We start from the raw sequence: 16075 nt of genomic DNA on the forward strand, positions 1-16075 counted from the left end.
CTTGCTTGATCGTCTGTCCCCAGCGGACGACCGGCATGACGTAGGCGTGGTTGTGCGCCTGAAGCAGCGTCAAACACTTGCTGTCGTAGAATTCGCGGTCAAGAAAGACGGCCTTGACGTCGAGGTCAAGGCCGTCGAGGATACCGAGAAACTCTGCGAGGACACTGCTGGCGGTGTCGCCGTCGGTCAGACGGCGACACCGCCAGCGTGTAGCGTTTGTTCTTCACACGCGCGTAGAGTGTCGCGTAAGCGTGGAACGCGGTGGTCCCACGCTTCGCTTGGGAGTGATAGAGACCGTCGGTGTTGTCTTCGTCACCATAGTAGGGCCGCAGGTGGAGGTCAGAAACGACCTCCACCTGCTGGGGAAGGACGTCGAGAACGTCCTTCTGGAGAAGCGTGTTGCCAACTTGTTCGAGCGTCTCTAGGTCGAACTTGGTGCGAAGATGGTAGAGAACGGAGTTTTTGTGGGGTGCATCTTCGCTTCTCTCACAGAGCGTCGAGACCGAGGTCCCGTCGGCGCAAGCGCCGACGAGGACCTCGTAGATGTCTTCAGCATCGAGTTCAGCGTTTTCACCGAGAGTGAGAGCAACTTCCTCGTCAAAGGAGTTGACGAGGAAGTTAAGGAGCTGGTCCTCGTGGATTGAACCGTCTGCTTGTTGGGTTTTAGACACACCTTCTGCAAGCAGACCTTCTAACTAAGCGGCTTTGTGAAGTACTGACTATAGATATACGCACCTTCAGTATGTAACGAACCCGTCACGCCCATCGTCTCTGCCGACTGCATCGCACTCGGTCCCCAAGCGAAGATGACGACACCAACCGCGGTCCAGATGGCTCCGCTGAGTAGCATCCCGGGACGAGGCAATACTCACGAATTCCAGTCGATGACAGTGACGCCACTAAAGAAAACAGCGGGAGCTCCACGGGTCACTCTGCAGCACCTGTCTCCTCCGCAGAGTACCGCCGCAAGGCAGCCCGTCCATTCGTATACACCGCGCCCCCAGCGACGCTCGGACCGCCGTCAAAGCCGTAGGGTGCGTCTGTCGCGAACCCTCGGAGTCGCTCGCCGTTCGCGGCGTTGTAGACGGCGCCTGCGGATGGTTCCGACGCCGAATCGCTGTCCTCGGTTGGGACGAACAGTGTGCCGTCGCCAATGGCGATGCCACTACTGTAGCGACGCCGATGGGTATCGATCGTCCAGCAGGGCCGTCCAGTCTTCGAATCGAGCGCGTAGAGGACGTCGTCGGTCGTGACATACACGCGAGCGCCATCCGTCGCAATCATCTGCGGCGTTCGCTGTCGTTCCTCGTCGGTCGGGAGGCTGTACTGCCAGCGTTTGGCTCCGTCCGCCCGGTCGCAGGCGAGGACCGTTCCGGACTCGGAACCCGCATAGACGGTCTCTCCGGCGACGGCGACGTTGCAGTCGATATGTGCAGCTGTCTTCTGTCGCCAGCGTTCGCTCCCATCAACTGTCGAGAGGGCGCGGAGATAGGTGTCGTCGCCAGCGACGTAGAGCGTGTCGTCGCCGACGGCTGGTGCAGAGTCCGAAGCAAGTCCGATCGGGACACGCCACTGCAGAGACCCATCGGCGAGGTCGAACGCACTGACACCAACGCCTCCATAGAAGTAAACTGTCTCGTGTGCGATGACTGGTGGTGAGTCGAAGACGCCTGCAGCGGGGGTCTCCACCGTCCAACGCTGCTCACCGCTCGCTGCATCGAACGTCTTGAGCCCGTTCTCGGTCGCGACGACGAGTCGACCGCCGCCCAGTGTCGGCGCCGGCCCTGGTCCCTCGAGGGGGGTCCGCCACCGCTCGTCGCCCGTGTCGGCTGCGAACGCGAAGAGTGTCGTATCCAAATTGTGGACGTAGACCGTGTCGTCGCCGACGATGGGGATGTGATAGCCCATGTGCGACTCGACCGGGACACTCCAATCCTTGGGATTGGGGAGAAGGTGGGGCACCTCTCGGATGCGATACAGCGTCGTCCCGGGCAGAGAGTACGCTGCTATCGCGATTGGATATTCTGCACTTTACATATACTATCTTTGGAATGTCTGTGTGGGCGAACTTATCCCGAGATAGCGAGACTGCAGGCATCTTGGTGGCTCTCTGAATTCTCTTGCGGCGCCTGTGGGACGCCCAGTTAGCGGGTGCTTGCAAACCAGACGAGTGCCGCGTCGACGACCTGAACACGTCGTCGACGGCGTAGTCGTCGTTGGTGGGTTTTTTTTCGTCTGGGACGTCGATGTGTCTCTGATGAATATCGAACAGGAGACCATCCAAAGCCTATGTACCGACGCCGTGTTCGAACGCGGGCAGAACTACCGCCAGCAGGGTCTGATTCGGCGGATCGACCGGTTCGATGACGTCGTCACGGCCGTCGTTCAGGGATCGTCTCGCTACGACGTCACCCTCGAACTGGGAGGGGACACCATCGACGCACAATGTACCTGTCCCTACGACGGGGTGGGTAAGTGCAAACACATCGTCGCGGTGTTGTTGGATGTCGCTGCGGACCCACCGCACGATGAGAGCGAGCGCGTTGCATCGGTCCTCGAAGACGTACCGGCAGACGAACTGCGCGAATTCGCACGCGATGCGCTTGCTGAGCATCCGCCTCTCCGCGAGCAGTTTCTCGCGCGATTTAGCGACACGGGCAAATCGATTGAGGAATACCGCAACGAAATCGAGCGACTGTTCGACGACCATACCCAAGACTACCCGGTCGTCACAGACGCGATCGACTTCTCGCACTTCTTCGAGATGGCCGAACAGTATCGCGAACGCGACCGCTACCGGGCGGCGGCGACCATCTATCGGGCGCTTTTCGAGGGGATCGACGACAACCACGACCGAATCGACGCCGCCTACGACCACTACGCGCAAGCCCTCCAGGCTGCGCTCGATGGCTACGTCGAGTGTGTGCGTGCAGCCAATCCGACGCCCGAGGCGTTCGAGTCCTACGCAGGCGTGCTGGAACAACAGGCGATGTCTGAGCCGACAATGAACAGCGAGCAGTTCTGGCGTGCACTTGAGGATCTCGAAGACCGACGATGACACTTGAATATCCTACCCGAGACGAGATTCGTTCGCTCTGTACCGGACAGTCCTTCGAGCGAGGCGTCACCTACTGGAAACAGGGACGGATTCAAGCGCTTGAGGTCAACGGCGACGAAATTCGGGCCACGGTTCGCGGCACCGGCGACTACGACGTCTCGATCGATGTCGGGACGGACGCGATACACACCTTCTGTAGCTGCCCATACGACTACGCTGGAGACTGCAAACACGTCATCGCGGTCTTGTTAGCCGTCGACGACCGAGAGATCGACTCCGGCAGCGACTCGGACGGCCGGCTGTCTGAACCCGCAGACATCGAAACGCTGGTTGAGGAACCGACTGCCGACGAGCTTCGGACGTTCTTGCTGGACGTCATCGAGAATGACCGCGACCTCCGAGACCGATTCGTCGCGTTCGTGGGCGAAGAGCCGGGACGAACAGTCTCCGACTACAGACAGGAGCTCGACCGGCTGTTCGAGAACGCGGCCAGTCGCCGTGGGATGATCGAGCACGACACCCGAATTGACTTCTCACAGTACGATGACCTGGCAGCGACACACCGAGAGCGTGGGCACGTCGATTCGGCGACGGACATCTATCGGGCGGTTGCTGAGACGATTCGCGAGAACATGAACCGGATCGACGACAGTAGCGGTCATTGCGGCCGTGAGTTGGGATTCGCTATCGAGTCGTACGCAGAGACAGTTGCAGAACAGGAACTCGCTCACGAAGAGAAGCAGCGCTACATCGAGTATCTCTTCGAGGAGTTCCTCACGGCGGAGTATCACTTCGTCAGCGAGGACTACGACGATGCATTACGCATCCTCTGTACAACGACAGCTGACCACGAATACTGGCTCGATTTGCTGGATGCGCACGTGTCTGGCGTCTCCCTCGAACCAGGGAGTAGCAAAACACGGACGACCGAACCCGGCGACCAGGATATCGATGCCGAAGAAATCGGAGATTCCTCGGAAACGCCAGCCTCGATGGACGACGAGACCGAGCCCGACTACGAGCGGACGGACGACGTCCTCTATACCTCGTATTTCACCGACGGACCGCTCACCATCGACGAGTTCACTGGTGGAACGATTGACGTCAAGCATCTTGCGGTCGGTCCGCTGGAACTCAGGTACTTCACCGGCGACACTTTCGAGAAACTGCGCGTTGACGGGCTGACGGACGTCGACGAGCATACCGTCCAGCTCGAACAGACGCAATCCGATCGCACCGGGCTAGACGCTTCTTCGACCGTTCACACACGAAGCGTCCTCTCGATGTGCGTCCACGTGCTCGCGGCACTCGAACGAGACGACACCCTCTCAGCGCTGTACGAAGAGATATACCTCGAAGATTGTCGCTTCTGCACGCAGTATGTCGAGCGACTGATCGACCACGGAGCTGAAACGCGTGCCATCGAGGTCGTCGAAGATGGCATCGACACCTTCGACTCGTCAGTTGAGCTCCGCTGGCTTGCGGCCGAACTGTATCGAGACCGAAACGCTGCAGAATATCAGGAACTCCTCACACAGCTGTTTCTCGAGCATGGCGAGTGGGGCGCCTACGACAGGCTCAAAGATGCCTGTGAGAGCCAGCAGTGGCAGACACTCTTCGAAGAGTTTGAGGAGGCTCTCGGCGAGCGCGACCGAGAACGGCTCATCGCCATGTACGTCCACGAGGCCCAGCGACAGAAGGCATTCGACGAGCTGCAGGCGGCTGGTGAGCTCTCGTGGCTGCGCCGCTACCGAGAACCGGTTGCACCCGTCAGTCCAGCCGACTACTTCGAAGTGTACAAAGCACAACTCGTCTCGTTCGCTGCCGGTGACACGGGACGTCGCCACTATCGAGCGGTCATCGACCACCTAGAGGAACTGCAAACACTCGTCTCCGAGGAACGATTCGAAGAGTTTCTCGACTTCCTGAAGGAGAAACACTCGAATCGCCCGGCGTTTCTCGACGAACTAGAGAAGGCAGGATTCTGACTGTCTGTGTGTCTGTGATCGTACTGGCGTGAGAAGTTATCTGGCTTCCCTACGAATTACCTCTATGAATCGTGACTCGGTTTCTTCATCCTTGCTCGCAAGCGTCGGCTACGATTCCGACGAACAGGTGCTGGAGGTCGAACTCCAGGACGGCAAAGTATACCAATATATCGACATCCCTGAAAGGACCTACAGAGACCTGCTGGACGCCGACTCACTTGGTCGCTATTTCAACCAGCACATTCGTGGGCACAGCTACGTACGAATACGATGAGTTGCCTCGGGCTGGTATGGGAGTACAAGGAGTGAGAAATACCAAATCAATCAGCAATTTGTCACACCAATCCTCCTTGTTGGCTACTCGCCGTCGGTAAAAAGTGGAGAGTCAACCCACAGATTGAATCCCGTCGACTGCGTGCGTCCACGTACTGAATGCGGATTGAATTCGACGACGGGACCCTCCTACTCCGTGATGCACCTAATAACGTGCCCGCTGCAGAGTGGGATGACCGCGTCGACGAGTACCGCGCGCAGGCCTATCAGTACCGCTCCCTGCTTGAGTGGGCCGGCGCGTGGAAAGACGGCGACGAACAGGCAACCCTCCAGGATGGCTTCACACAGTCAATCGAGGATGCTGCCCGAGCATATCCAGACTTCGACCTCACGCCCGCGCTCCACATCGAACCACGTGACTACCAACAGGCCGCCCTCGACGCGTGGGCCGACCACGGACGACGAGGCAGCGTTGTCCTCCCGACGGGTAGTGGAAAGACGTTTCTCGGACTGCAAGCCATCGCCGATGCCGGCGTCAGCACACTCGTCGTGACACCGACGATTGACCTGATGAACCAGTGGCACGCAACGCTCACCAACGCCTTCGGTGAGCAGCTCACTGAACCGATTGGCGTTCTCGGTGGCGGGAGCCACGAGGTCACGGCGATTACGGTTACGACGTACGATAGCGCGTATCGCTACGTCAACGAGTACGGTGACCAGTTCGGCTTGCTCGTCGTCGACGAGGAACATCACCTACCAGCGCCGACCTACCAGCAGATTCCCGAGATGATGATTGCGCCGTACCGGCTCGGGCTGACCGCCACATACGAACGTCCAGACGGGAAACACGAACTCCTTGAGGAGCTCATCGGACCGGTCGTCTACGAGGAACACGTCGACGAACTCGCCGGTGAGTATCTCAGTGAATACGAGACAATCCATATGTCTGTCGACCTCACAGCCGACGAGCGTGCCACGTATGATGAGGAGTACCAGATCTATCGCGACTACGTCGACAGTCACGACTTCGATCTCTGGAAAGCAAACGGCTATCAGGAGTTCCTCAAACGGACATCCTATGACCCACAGGGACGGCGTGCGCTCATCGCGAAACAACGGGCCGAGAAAACCGCTCGCACAGCGAACAAGAAACTCGATACACTCGATACCCTCCTGAAGCGTCACCACGACGATCGCGCCATCATCTTCACCGCGAACAACGACTTCGCCTACGAAATCTCCCAGGAGTTCATCATTCCCTGTATCACCCACCAGACGAAGACCGACGAGCGCACCGAGATACTCGAGCGCTTCCGCAGTGGTGAGTACTCGATGCTGGCGACGTCGCAAGTCCTTGACGAGGGTATCGACGTCCCTGCTGCGAACGTCGGAATCATCCTCTCGGGGAGTGCCTCGAAACGCCAGTACGCCCAACGACTCGGCCGGATTCTTCGTCCCACCGATGACCACCAACCAGCGCGGCTCTACGAGCTTATCACGGCGGACACGATGGAAACATACGTCTCTCAACGGCGGCGACAGGGGGTGACTGGCAGTGCTGACCGCTGACCTCACGCGCTCACGCACAACCGGGACCGAGATTACGCCGCTGTTCATTGATCCCACCGACGAGCGCTACCGGGAGACGGCACGGGAGCTTATCGAGTTGTTCGAGGCGCATCTCGACGAACCGGAAGGCGATCTTGAGGACGCGATTGACCAGTTGACCGTCGCGGATACCGACTACAAGATCGTCCAAGGACTGGCGAAACTACTGACAGACGAGTGTGAGTTCGAGGTCGTGGCACCGGTCGACCCGCGTGAGATTCGTCGGCAACTGTTTGAGCGAGCGAACGACCAGTATCCAATCGTTCGTCAGCCAACACTCGGCGAGGACACACAGAAGCTGGATGTGTACAGCACGATTGCTGACGAACTCGGAATCTCGCTCGAAACGTGTTACCGGGGGATGTACGCGGATCTGGAGGCGAACAAACGTCTTGTCCGGATTGGGACGCGGACCGCTGACCGGTATCAGAGCGATGGAACTGAGTCATCGACGACCACGCTCACTGGCAACAGCGACGAGGAGTACGAACACACCGACCTCACCGTCGACTGGCTCTTGACCCGGTATAATCTTGCGCTCGCACAGGCAGTCCTCTACGATGCGACGGAAATGCGCATCCGTATCTGGGACCACTTCGGGACGGTGTTCAGCTACGTCAAACTGTTCGGACTCATGCACCGTCTCTATCCGATTGATGCTGACGGCACCCGTGTCTCAAGTACAGATCTGGCCGCCGGCTACGAGGCCATGTTGGATGGCCCAGCGTCGCTGTTCTCCCAGTCTCGAAAGTACGGGATTCGACTGGCGAACTTCCTGCCAGCGTTGCCGCTGTGTAATCGCTGGGAGATGGACGCCGAGGTGCTCATTGATGAAGCAACGGGTGAGACACGGCAGTTCTCGCTTGACCACACTGAGGGGCTTGACTCGCATTACAGCGCCGGTGAACGGTTCGATAGCGATGTTGAGCGTACACTGGCCCAGAAATGGGAACGCTCGACCACTGAGTGGGAGTTACAGCGAGAGGACGATGTCTTTGACCTCGGCGCAGAGGTGATGATTCCCGACTTCGCGATCGAACATCCGGACGGCAGGCGAGTCATCCTCGAAGTCGTCGGGTTCTGGACGCCCGAGTATCTCGAGTCGAAACTGGAGAAGATTCGGCAGGTAGAGGCCGACAATTTCGTTCTTGCCGTCTCAGAGCAGCTGGACTGTGCGAGCGACGAATTCGGCAGTGCAGCTGACCGCGTCCTCTGGTTCAAAACGGGGATTCACGTGTACGATGTGGTTGAACTGGCTGAGATGTTCGGGAAACAATCCGAAATCACTCCGTGAGAGGGTGAACACAGGACTTGCCCTATGACGAGCGTTGGATGGAGTGAGTCGCATCAAAAACAAGGTTTAGCTGACACGGGACAAAGGCAACACTATGCCGTTCAGCGACTGTTGGCACACCGTCCTCGAGACACTCGATGAGTTACCGGATGAGGCGACGCTCATCACACCGCTCTCACATCGGCGATTTCAGGTCACAGAGACGCAGGAACATCGCATCATCATTCGATTCGAGAACTCGGGAGACAAGCGACCACTGCAACGTGAGCAGTTCGAAACCCTCTCTCACAAAATCCAGGACTCCGTGAATGGGTTTGCGCTGGATCGATTGCCACCGGATGCAGACCCCTACCCAGCAGTGTTGAGTCTCCATCCCCGGTTCGAAGTAAACGAAGAGACAGGAGTCATTACCGAGACTGAGGGCCCAACGGTAACGCAACTGGTTGACGGCGAGCACAACGCTGACGACGAGGAGCGGACCGAACCTGACGGATTGGACGTCTACTCGGATGCGTTGCTCCTTGTCGACGCACTCGAACGCCACGACGTAACCGAGCTCTCTGAGTTGGAAACGGACGCACTGGTGAACATCTACACGCTGCTGTCGGACGTTCAACGGAACGCTAACGACGTTCGGAAAGCCGTTGCCGACGTCTTGCTCACCCGACTGCACCACGATCGACCTGTCCACGGGCAGTATGGCTCCGTCCAACGCACGTCGCGACGCAATCGATCGCTTAAAGACGACGAAGAGGTCCTCGCCATGTTCGCAGCCGAAGGAATCGACCGCGAGCGCGTCATGAGCGTCGACCGCACAAAAGTCGACGACGCACTGGACGTAACCACGTTGTCAGATTCTGACGTCTACGAGATCGAAGAAAGCGATTATGTTCGGAAGGCGGAGGTCGACGAGGAAATCAAAGAAACTCGCCTCCAAGGGCTGAAAGACCGACTCGCGGGATCCGAAGAGGCGGAGGCAGCAGAACTGCGCGAAGAAATCGAAGCGCTAGAACAACGAATCGACGATCTCACAAGTTTCAGCACGGGCGCAAACGTCCAGTGACGGCCTGTCGGTCCTGTATCTGGTTCGGGTGTGGAAATCCGATCAATTCGACATCGACGGGAGTCTTTTTTCCAAGAGATGAGGAGTCCAATCGGAGCACAGAAATTACAGCCGTTTCGGCACCCATCTGATCACTGACCTCTGGACCACCCGATCACTGCGCCGCAACCCACACGAGTGCCGCGTCGACGACCTGAACACGTCGTCGACGGCGTAGTCGTCGTTGGTGGCTATCGCTTCGAGTTGTCGTCGATACGCCCCGAGGCCCTCAATCTCCTGGGTACGTTCCCCACCCACTGCACGCGCGACGCCCTCAGCGACGAGGTCGGCTGTCGATGCGAACTCGGTGCTCTCGGCGATGAGTTGATTCAGCGCCTCGTCGACGGCTGCACTCGCCGTCACATCGACGGCGACGCGTTCGGCCTCGTCGCCAGCAGCGTCACCAGCTAAGAGCGCGACGATGTACGCCTCGACGGCAGCCTCGAGGATGTGTGCAGGGGCGGCCTCACCAGCTTGTTCGTCGGGCATGGCCCGTTGCGCAAGGGCGAGAGCAAGTGGGTTTACTTCATTTGTCTGTGTGTTGTTAATTGACAGTGGGTCATCCAAGCTGTCGTCCCCAGACACTACCGACCTGCAAGTTGGTGTGCCAGCTCCTCAACGTTGTTCAGCGCTTGTTTCGACGCTTTCTGAACACGACCATCAGAAAGAGCAACTGCCCGTCTAGTCCCAGAACGACTGGATTCGCTCACTCAGCTCTGCCATCACACGTGAAATTACTTCGCGCAAATCACTCGCAAACATCATATCCTCTCCAGGTGTCGCCGCGTCCGGCGGCGGATGAAAATGCTCGCGGTCGTTGTGACTGTTCGGATGCCGATCCCACCGACACTCCCACGACTTCCCGTTATGATACTGTTCGGAATAATGCACGTTGAAATCATCCGTCACAAACCAGCGAATACGAAGATATGCACGCTCCACACGCGCCGGGAAATATCCCACATCAAACTCAGCCACTACAGCATTCGGTGCATACGAAGGGTGATGATCAACATTGGAGAAGCGAGCACTCTTCTCCAACCGCCGACCAATCCGCTCTAACACATCGCTATCGATGCTGCCAGTTCCGTCTGACTCCCCATTAGGCATTGATGCTCCCAGCACGCCCACCTGACAACCTATCACGACGTGCCGCATCTAGCAACGCTGCACGCACTTCCAGTGTCTTCCACTCAGACACCGCCTCCCAGATGTCTTCCACCGACTGCTCGCCAGTTTGATCTACCAGAGACACCTCGTCAGGTGACTCCACGTCAAAGCGTTCGCGGTACTTTTCAGCCGCATCGACCGTTTCTTTGAGGCGCTCGACAATCTCTCCCTCCGAATACTGTCCACGGATTTGCTCGACTCGACGCCACTGTAGATACGAGTTGTTCCGCTCGTACCGTACCGGTCGGCCCGGCAGCTCACGAACGATTCCCATCTCCGCAAACCACTCTAAGTAGTCACGCGCCGTTTCTGTATCACAATCGGCACGCTCAGCTACTGCTGACACCTTCGTCGGCTCTCGCAACTGCATCACGACATCGAGCATTCGCTCTCTTGTCGGCCCGCTTTTCAGCAGTTCCTCCGGAGACTCCCACGCATCGAATTCAGGCGGTTCCTCGCTCTCAGCTGGCATCCCATCAGGCGTATCAGTTATGTCCATGTACGCACTAACGACCTACCCTGTCATATATCTACTGTACGAAGAATTATTTCAGGACTTCAAGAGTCGCTTTGGTCTGCTCTCGTGCTTCTCTACTGACGCTACAGCGCTCAGCTCATTCCTCGAGGGCAGGGCTTACCGCCCTACATGAGTGGATAGAATTCAAACGCGGGGTTGGACCTCTTTTCTCGTTGTCTTTGGAACGCCAAACAATGAGCGGGTAAAGAGTTATACAGCGAACTCTCCAACCTCTTGCGACAGATGATGCGAGAAATTAGCTCACATGACCGGCATTTCACCGATCACGAGACTGTGATCGTCCCCCCCGTACGTGGCGTACGTACCCACCAGCACCGCTTGGAGCGACCCACACCCCTACAGCACCGATGACGAGTGACTTTGAGTCCACGATCACCGGGACACGCTATTCGTTCGACTCGCTCATCGAGGTATTAGCAAAGGCCAACGAAGAGAAAACCGGCGACGAACTCGCAGGGATTGCAGCAGACGCTGCTGCAGAGCGCGTTGCAGCCAAGGACGCCCTCAGTCGAGTTTCGTTGGCGACCCACCGAGAGAATCCTGCGATTCCCTACGAAGAGGATGAGGTGACACGCGTCATCCAAGATGCAGTCGACGAGGACGTGTATGAAGATCTTCGTGACTGGACAGTTGCTGATCTCCGTGAATTCCTGCTCGCCGAGGAAACAACAGAGCACGAGATTGCCGAGATTCGTCCCGGGCTAACGAGTGAGATGATTGCTGCTGTCGCGAAGCTCATGTCGAATCTGGATCTGATTCAGGCAACCTCGAAGATGACCGTGACGGCGCGCTGTAACAACACCATCGGCGGTGAGGGAACACTCTCGTTTCGTCTTCAGCCAAACGACCCAACCGACGATATCGACAACATTCGGAACTCGATTCGAGAAGGCCTTTCGTACGGGGTTGGCGACGCCGTCATCGGCATCAATCCAGTCGAGGATAACGCCGAGCAGACGAAGCGTCTCCTCGAGGTCACAAAAGAGTTCATCGAGACGTGGGAAATCCCAACGCAGAACTGTGTTCTCTCGCACATCACGACGCAGATGGAAGCGGTTGCGAATGGTGCGCCGGCAGACCTTCTGTTTCAAAGTCTCGCCGGAACTGAAGCTGGCAACGAGAGCTTCGGGATCGATGTGGAGCTTCTTGACGAAGCGTATGCGTTTGGCAAAGACGAGTGTACAGCCGCTGGGCCGAACTTCATGTATTTCGAGACGGGCCAAGGGTCGGAGCTCTCCAGCAATGCCCATGCAGGCGTCGATCAGGTGACGTTGGAAGCGCGCTGTTACGGCCTTGCAAAGCGCTATGACCCATTCATCGTGAACACCGTCGTCGGCTTCATCGGCCCCGAGTATCTCTACGACGGCAAACAGGTCATCCGAGCCGGGCTCGAAGACGTCTTCATGGGCCAGCTAACGGGGATTTCGATGGGCATCGATGCCTGCTACACAAATCACATCCAAGCTGACCAAAACGACATTGAGAACTTGGCCGTCTTACTGACGGCGGCTGGGTCGAACTACTTCATCAGCGTCCCAATGGGCGATGACACGATGCTCAACTACCAATCGAATAGCTATCACGATGCGGCCGCACTGTGGGATATCTTCGATGTGCATCCGGCGCCGGAATTCGAGTCGTGGCTCGAGGCGATGGGCATCGTCGAAGATGGCCAGTTGACTGCGAAGGCGGGCGACTTGACGATCTTCTTGGACGACCCCGAAGCGCACCTGCCACAAGAGGGAGACCAATGACCGATTCTGAACCACGTGCTGACGATGACGATGAGACAGCGCTTGATCGAATCCTCAATGCAAGCCCATCTCGGCTTGGAGTTGGCCGCAGTGGCCGTCGCCCACGAACGGCATCGATACTGTCCTTTCGGGCCGATCATGCGCGGGCTCGCGACGCCGTCCTCACGCGTGTCTCTGAGGAAACCATCGAGCGAGCGGGGCTTCACAAAATCACGAGCCGAGTGTCGGATCAAGATGAGTATCTCGCACGCCCAGACTTGGGCCGAGAGATTAGCGACGCGACAGCAACACAGCTTCGTGACGACTGCATTCACGCCCCAGATGTCCAGCTCATCGTTTGTGACGGGCTCAGTTCGACCGCTGTCGATGCGAACATCGGTGACCTCCTGCCGATACTCACTGACGGACTCGAAGAACGGGGCTTCACCGTCGGCACGCCGCTCTTCGTGGAGTTTGGCCGTGTCGATGTGATGGACGCCATCGGCGAAGAACTCGAGGCGGAAGTTATTGTGAACCTCATCGGCGAACGGCCCGGACTGAACACCGCAAAAAGTCTGAGCGCCTACCTAGTCTATGGACCCGAGCGAGGGAAACCGACGGCGAAGAAATCGGTGATCTCGAACATCCACCCAGATGGGTTGCCGGCGATTGAAGCGGGCGCACAGATTGTCGAGCTCGTGGCCACGATGCATGACCAACAGGGCAGCGGCCTCGATTTGGAATGACGGGGAGCTAAGCGATGGCTGCAGAGACACCCACGCTGACAAGCGTCGGTATCGATATTGGCACTACAACGACGCAACTCATCATCAGTGAACTCACACTCTCGACGACAGGGCTCGGTGCGGTGACCGTCGAGATTGAGGATACAGACATCGTCTATCGGGGCACTATCTACGAGACGCCACTGTTGGACCACCAGACGCTCGATGTCGATGCGATTGCGGACCTCGTCACGACCGAATTTGAGACCGCAGGGTATACTCCTGAGAATATCGACAGCGGTGCCGTCATCGTCACCGGAGAGTCCTCGTATAAGACAAACGCCGAAGAACTAGTGACGCGGATTGCGGCCGACGCTGGTGAGTTCGTTGTCGCGACGGCAGGCCCCGAATTAGAATCCGTCTTAGCGGGGACCGGCTCTGGGGCTGCCACATGGGCACGGCAGCGCGAGGCGACGATTCTCAACGTCGATATCGGTGGGGGAACAACCAACATGTGTCTCTTTGCCGGTGACTCGGTCGTCGAAACGCGATGTCTCGACGTCGGTGGTCGACTGCTCCGATTTGACCCGAGTGGGGCGCTTACACATATCTCTCTCCCAGCAGCGCAGCTTCTCGAGGAAGCAGGCCTCTCTCTGGAAATTGGGTCTCGTCCAGCAGACGAGGAACTCCGTGAGCTGGCAGCGTTGATGGCTGATGCAGTCTTCGAGACCATCGATGGTACCGGATGCAGTTCAATTACGAAGGCGCTTACCATCGGGGAGAGTGAGTACGCCTCACGATCGATTGATGGCATTTGCTTCAGTGGTGGCGTCGGACAGCTAATTGTGTCGGATACGGATAACGATTTGTTCGCGTACCATGACTTCGGCAATTTCCTCGCTGCAGCAATTCGTGACCGGCTTGACTCGTCTCCGGTGGCGTACCGCTCGCCGAACGAAACGATTCGTGCGACTGTCATCGGTGCCGGGACACAAACGACCTCTTTCAGTGGGACCACAGTGTCGCTCGACGAAGACGCCCTCCCATTGCGAAACCTCCCGGTCGTCGAGGCGTCACTTACTGCAACGGATTGTACATCGCTGGCTGCGGAAGTGTGTCGGTGTCTCGAACACGCATTGGCCCTCCATGAGACACAGCAGTTGGCAGGTCTCGTATTGGCCCTTCCTGACGTTGGCTCGCTCTCGTACGACCGCATGCAGACCCTTGCGCAGGCACTCACGCAGGGGTATGCAGACGCTGGGTATACTCGCAGGCAATTACCAGTCGTGATCGTTCTGAGGCAGAACTGTGCGAAAGCACTTGCCCAATGTCTGCGGGCAAGTTCGACTGAGTTGTCGCCGCTCGTTGTCATCGATGAGATTGCTGTGAGTGACGGCGATTATCTCGATGTTGGTGAGCCAATGTTATCTAGTCAGGCTGTTCCTGTCGTGGTCAAGTCCCTTATCTTCGGGTCCCCTTCGGCGGCTGACTAATCGTCTATCATTCATAGAGAGACGCTTGGATGTCTGGATCTCGCTGTGTCAACCACTCTGGCTGTCACGTGGTGTGAGAGGGAACTCGGCTCTCGATGTTCCATAGACTGCCGTCGACTGCCGTTCGAGAAATAGACCGACGACTAACCGACCCGGCTAGCAAGGCGGGAGCGTTCCCAACGTGTGTGGTGTGTGTGTGTCGTGTCCCGGTCGTGGGTGTGAGCCCGGATGGGCGTTCAGGGGGTGGGTGTGGCAGTGGTCGTCTTCGTGTACGCTACCGACGACTGTCAGCCTCTTCTCGTGGTTTCCTCACTGCGAAGCGAGATGACGAGTTTGTTTGTCTTGGATCCCCCGGTGATTGCACGGACGCGTCTCGGTGAGTCTGCAGCTAACTGCTCGAGTTTCTCGAAGACGCGTCGCACCTCTGTTGAGGACAGTGTCTCGTCTCGTTTGAGCCCCAGTTTTTCCTTGACTGTGCGGGCGCTCATTACAACTCGTTCGCCGAACTTGTCGCGCGTGCGTTGCCCCCACGAGGTTGCATGTGCGAGGACGTCTCGAGCGCGGTGGTGGACGTTATACACGCGATCAGCGATATCCTCGGGGCCGTATGTGAGCAGTCGCTGGAGTTTGTCCTCACCGGCGATCGCAGTGTCTGTAAGTTCGACGTCGGTTTCGTCGGCTATCATTGCGAGTTTGCGTTCGAGTTTTGCGTCGTGTTTCGAGCGGGTTTGCTGTTCAGCGTGGAGATCCTCCGTGTGGACGACGTCTTGGAGGTAATCGAGGATGGGGCCACGTTCGGCGAGGTGGGCTTCTTGGTCGTCGACAAGGATTCCGTCTTCGCCGATGATGATCTCTTCTAAGTGGGCAAGTTGCCGGTCGTGGCGGATGGTGACTGTGCGTTCGAGTGTCTCGATTGTTTCGGTAGCGTCGTCGAGTTGGTCTCGGAGACGGTCGTTTTCGTCTTCGAGGGTTTCGACCGTATCCCGGAGGCGTTGATTGTTACGCTCGACTGTCTCGAGACGGTGCTCTAACTCGTTAATCTTCTCGAGCAATGTTTCAGTCGTCGCTGTCACGCCTTCCGCACCTCCAG

Annotated in this window: 14 protein-coding genes and 1 pseudogene; 9 read left to right on the plus strand and 6 right to left on the minus strand. The window is 57.8% G+C overall.

What is annotated here, in order from left to right; genetic code table 11:
• Positions 1 to 671 (minus strand): annotated as a pseudogene (locus BSG17_RS24285) (ISH3 family transposase); the annotation flags it as partial.
• Between the two features lie 256 nt (positions 672 to 927).
• Positions 928 to 1962 carry an outer membrane protein assembly factor BamB family protein gene (locus BSG17_RS24290; protein ID WP_280141218.1) on the minus strand — a complete coding sequence of 345 codons (1035 nt, stop codon included), beginning with the start codon at positions 1960 to 1962 and terminating at the stop codon, positions 928 to 930.
• Positions 1963 to 2257: 295 nt separating this feature from the next.
• Between BSG17_RS24290 and BSG17_RS24295 the strand changes: the two genes are divergently transcribed.
• The 6 genes from BSG17_RS24295 (at position 2258) to BSG17_RS24320 (ending at position 9287) form a co-directional block, all read left to right on the plus strand.
• A complete protein-coding gene (locus BSG17_RS24295) occupies positions 2258 to 3058 on the plus strand; it encodes an SWIM zinc finger family protein (protein ID WP_089827978.1) in 801 nt (266 codons plus the stop codon).
• Positions 3055 to 5046 carry an SWIM zinc finger family protein gene (locus BSG17_RS24300; protein WP_089827957.1) on the plus strand — a complete coding sequence of 664 codons (1992 nt, stop codon included), beginning with the start codon at positions 3055 to 3057 and terminating at the stop codon, positions 5044 to 5046. Before BSG17_RS24295 ends, BSG17_RS24300 begins: the two co-directional genes overlap by 4 nt.
• 64 nt (positions 5047 to 5110) lie before the next feature.
• On the plus strand, positions 5111 to 5320 hold the full coding sequence (locus BSG17_RS24305) for a KTSC domain-containing protein (RefSeq protein ID WP_089827958.1): 210 nt from the start codon (positions 5111 to 5113) through the stop codon (positions 5318 to 5320).
• A gap of 158 nt (positions 5321 to 5478) precedes the next feature.
• Entirely contained in the window at positions 5479 to 6891 is a 1413-nt protein-coding gene (locus tag BSG17_RS24310) for a DEAD/DEAH box helicase (RefSeq protein ID WP_089827959.1), read from the plus strand.
• Positions 6878 to 8224 carry a DUF790 family protein gene (locus tag BSG17_RS24315; RefSeq protein WP_089827960.1) on the plus strand — a complete coding sequence of 449 codons (1347 nt, stop codon included), beginning with the start codon at positions 6878 to 6880 and terminating at the stop codon, positions 8222 to 8224. Before BSG17_RS24310 ends, BSG17_RS24315 begins: the two co-directional genes overlap by 14 nt.
• A 94-nt stretch (positions 8225 to 8318) precedes the next feature.
• The gene (locus tag BSG17_RS24320; protein ID WP_089827961.1) at positions 8319 to 9287 is read left to right on the plus strand and encodes a DUF7983 family protein; all 969 of its coding nucleotides are present in this window, start codon (positions 8319 to 8321) and stop codon (positions 9285 to 9287) included.
• Between the two features lie 105 nt (positions 9288 to 9392).
• Here the strand turns inward: BSG17_RS24320 and BSG17_RS24325 are convergent, their stop codons facing one another.
• The 3 genes from BSG17_RS24325 to BSG17_RS24335 form a co-directional block, all read right to left on the minus strand.
• A complete protein-coding gene (locus tag BSG17_RS24325) occupies positions 9393 to 9815 on the minus strand; it encodes a hypothetical protein (RefSeq protein WP_089827962.1) in 423 nt (140 codons plus the stop codon).
• A 192-nt stretch (positions 9816 to 10007) separates the two neighbouring features.
• A complete protein-coding gene (locus BSG17_RS24330) occupies positions 10008 to 10436 on the minus strand; it encodes a toxin-antitoxin system TumE family protein (RefSeq protein WP_089827963.1) in 429 nt (142 codons plus the stop codon).
• The gene (locus tag BSG17_RS24335) at positions 10429 to 10995 is read right to left on the minus strand and encodes a DUF7342 family protein (protein ID WP_089827964.1); all 567 of its coding nucleotides are present in this window, start codon (positions 10993 to 10995) and stop codon (positions 10429 to 10431) included. The genes BSG17_RS24330 and BSG17_RS24335 overlap by 8 nt, the downstream gene beginning before the upstream one ends.
• 386 nt (positions 10996 to 11381) lie before the next feature.
• Here BSG17_RS24335 and BSG17_RS24340 point away from each other — a divergent pair, with 386 nt between their 5' ends.
• From BSG17_RS24340 to BSG17_RS24350, 3 genes are read left to right on the plus strand one after another with little or no spacing between them, the layout of a single operon-like run.
• On the plus strand, positions 11382 to 12788 hold the full coding sequence (locus tag BSG17_RS24340; RefSeq protein ID WP_089827965.1) for an ethanolamine ammonia-lyase subunit EutB: 1407 nt from the start codon (positions 11382 to 11384) through the stop codon (positions 12786 to 12788).
• Positions 12785 to 13513: an ethanolamine ammonia-lyase subunit EutC gene (gene eutC, locus BSG17_RS24345; protein ID WP_089827966.1), complete on the plus strand. Its 729-nt coding sequence runs from the start codon at positions 12785 to 12787 to the stop codon at positions 13511 to 13513. The genes BSG17_RS24340 and eutC overlap by 4 nt, the downstream gene beginning before the upstream one ends.
• Before the next feature lie 14 nt (positions 13514 to 13527).
• A complete protein-coding gene (locus BSG17_RS24350) occupies positions 13528 to 14985 on the plus strand; it encodes an ethanolamine ammonia-lyase reactivating factor EutA (RefSeq protein ID WP_089827967.1) in 1458 nt (485 codons plus the stop codon).
• Positions 14986 to 15272: 287 nt separating this feature from the next.
• Here BSG17_RS24350 and BSG17_RS26520 read toward each other — a convergent pair whose 3' ends face one another.
• On the minus strand, positions 15273 to 16058 hold the full coding sequence (locus BSG17_RS26520) for a hypothetical protein (RefSeq protein WP_139246801.1): 786 nt from the start codon (positions 16056 to 16058) through the stop codon (positions 15273 to 15275).
• Positions 16059 to 16075 lie beyond the last annotated feature (17 nt).

It is taken from the genome of Halogranum amylolyticum, assembly GCF_900110465.1.
In the GTDB taxonomy this organism is placed as follows: domain Archaea; phylum Halobacteriota; class Halobacteria; order Halobacteriales; family Haloferacaceae; genus Halogranum; species Halogranum amylolyticum.